General features: G+C 56.2%; 2 rRNA genes (1 of these 2 running past the window's edge). Both read left to right on the plus strand.

Annotated elements, in window-relative coordinates:
• Positions 1-143: 143 nt before the first annotated feature.
• Positions 144-1,660, plus strand: a 16S ribosomal RNA gene (locus ACFXMV_RS23120).
• A 341-nt stretch (positions 1,661-2,001) separates the two neighbouring features.
• A 23S ribosomal RNA gene (locus ACFXMV_RS23125) occupies positions 2,002-2,753 on the plus strand; it runs 2,478 nt beyond the window's last position.
• The 16S and 23S rRNA genes sit together here, the layout of an rRNA operon.

Below are 2,753 nucleotides of genomic sequence, written 5' to 3' on the forward strand. Positions count from 1 at the left end.
GGTGGTGTGGGTATTTGCTGGCTCTTTTCCTTCTTCCGTCGGAGAGGGGTCAGTGTTTGAAGCTAGTTTGAGTTTTTGATTGCTAGTGATTTGACTCGATGTCTATGACTGATTAGCAGGTTCGCCTGTGAAATCTAGAGTCTTCAACGGAGAGTTTGATCCTGGCTCAGGACGAACGCTGGCGGCGTGCTTAACACATGCAAGTCGAGCGGTAAGGCCCTTCGGGGTACACGAGCGGCGAACGGGTGAGTAACACGTGGGTGATCTGCCCTGCACTTCGGGATAAGCCTGGGAAACTGGGTCTAATACCGGATATGACCACAGGCTGCATGGCTTGTGGTGGAAAGGTTTACTGGTGCAGGATGGGCCCGCGGCCTATCAGCTTGTTGGTGGGGTAATGGCCTACCAAGGCGACGACGGGTAGCCGACCTGAGAGGGTGACCGGCCACACTGGGACTGAGACACGGCCCAGACTCCTACGGGAGGCAGCAGTGGGGAATATTGCACAATGGGCGAAAGCCTGATGCAGCGACGCCGCGTGAGGGATGAAGGCCTTCGGGTTGTAAACCTCTTTCAGCAGGGACGAAGCGCAAGTGACGGTACCTGCAGAAGAAGCACCGGCTAACTACGTGCCAGCAGCCGCGGTAATACGTAGGGTGCGAGCGTTGTCCGGAATTACTGGGCGTAAAGAGTTCGTAGGCGGTTTGTCGCGTCGTCTGTGAAAACCCATCGCTCAACGATGGGCCGGCAGGCGATACGGGCAGACTTGAGTACTGCAGGGGAGACTGGAATTCCTGGTGTAGCGGTGAAATGCGCAGATATCAGGAGGAACACCGGTGGCGAAGGCGGGTCTCTGGGCAGTAACTGACGCTGAGGAACGAAAGCGTGGGTAGCAAACAGGATTAGATACCCTGGTAGTCCACGCCGTAAACGGTGGGCGCTAGGTGTGGGTTCCTTCCACGGGATCTGTGCCGTAGCTAACGCATTAAGCGCCCCGCCTGGGGAGTACGGCCGCAAGGCTAAAACTCAAAGGAATTGACGGGGGCCCGCACAAGCGGCGGAGCATGTGGATTAATTCGATGCAACGCGAAGAACCTTACCTGGGTTTGACATATACTGGAAAGCTGCAGAGATGTAGCCCCCCTTGTGGCCGGTATACAGGTGGTGCATGGCTGTCGTCAGCTCGTGTCGTGAGATGTTGGGTTAAGTCCCGCAACGAGCGCAACCCTTGTCTTATGTTGCCAGCACGTAATGGTGGGGACTCGTAAGAGACTGCCGGGGTCAACTCGGAGGAAGGTGGGGACGACGTCAAGTCATCATGCCCCTTATGTCCAGGGCTTCACACATGCTACAATGGCCAGTACAGAGGGCTGCGAGACCGTGAGGTGGAGCGAATCCCTTAAAGCTGGTCTCAGTTCGGATCGGGGTCTGCAACTCGACCCCGTGAAGTCGGAGTCGCTAGTAATCGCAGATCAGCAACGCTGCGGTGAATACGTTCCCGGGCCTTGTACACACCGCCCGTCACGTCATGAAAGTCGGTAACACCCGAAGCCGGTGGCCTAACCCCTCGGGGAGGGAGCCGTCGAAGGTGGGATCGGCGATTGGGACGAAGTCGTAACAAGGTAGCCGTACCGGAAGGTGCGGCTGGATCACCTCCTTTCTAAGGAGCATTCTCCAGCAGACGAGGCCGAACAGTCGGTCTCGTGTCTGGCAGAGCCCGTTTAGTGAACACTAGTTTCGCTGCGGGAGCTCATGGGTGGACGCTGACAAGCACATCGATTCACTACCGCCGGCCTCTGTGCTGGTGGGAGTCGACGTTATATCGGCATACTGTTGGGTCCTGAGAGAACACGCGAGTGTTTCTTCTCTAGGCAAGAAACGACAAGTGGGAGACCGCAGGTCATACCGTGGGGGATGGGAACATCCTTCGGCTGGTGTCTGCATGATGGTTTTCTGGTTGTGTGTTGTTTGAGAACTGCACAGTGGACGCGAGCATCTTTGTTGTAAGTAATTAAGAGCGTACGGTGGATGCCTTGGCACCAGGAGCCGATGAAGGACGTAGTAGGCTGCGATAAGCCTCGGGGAGCTGTCAAACGAGCTGAGATCCGAGGGTGTCCGAATGGGGAAACCCAGCCACAGTGATGTGTGGTTACCCGCGCCTGAATATATAGGGCGTGTGGAGGGAACGTGGGGAAGTGAAACATCTCAGTACCCACAGGAAGAGAAAACAATAGTGATTCCGTGAGTAGTGGCGAGCGAAAGCGGAAGAGGCTAAACCATGTACATGTGATAGCCGGCAGGCGTTGTGTGCGTGGGGTTGTGGGGCCTTTCTTCTCATCACTGCCGTGGTGGGCGAGAGTAAGAAACCGGGTTGTTAGTCGAAGTGGTCTGGAACGGCCTGTCGTAGAGGGTGAGAATCCCGTAGACGAAAACTTCCCGGCTCTCGTGAATGGTTCCCAAGTAGCAGCGGGCCCGTGAAATCTGCTGTGAATCTGTCGGGACCACCCGATAAGCCTGAATACTCCCTGGTGACCGATAGCGGACTAGTACCGTGAGGGAAAGGTGAAAAGTACCCCGGGAGGGGAGTGAAATAGTACCTGAAACCGTGCGCTTACAATCCGTCAAAGCCTTTGCACAGCTTGCTGTGAGGGGTGATGGCGTGCCTTTTGAAGAATGAGCCTGCGAGTTAGTGGCATGTGGCGAGGTTAACCCGTGTGGGGTAGCCGTAGCGAAAGCGAGTCCGAATAGGGCGA

Origin of the sequence: Rhodococcus sp. NPDC059179 (assembly GCF_042754885.1) — a bacterium.
GTDB lineage: Bacteria > Actinomycetota > Actinomycetes > Mycobacteriales > Mycobacteriaceae > Rhodococcus_G.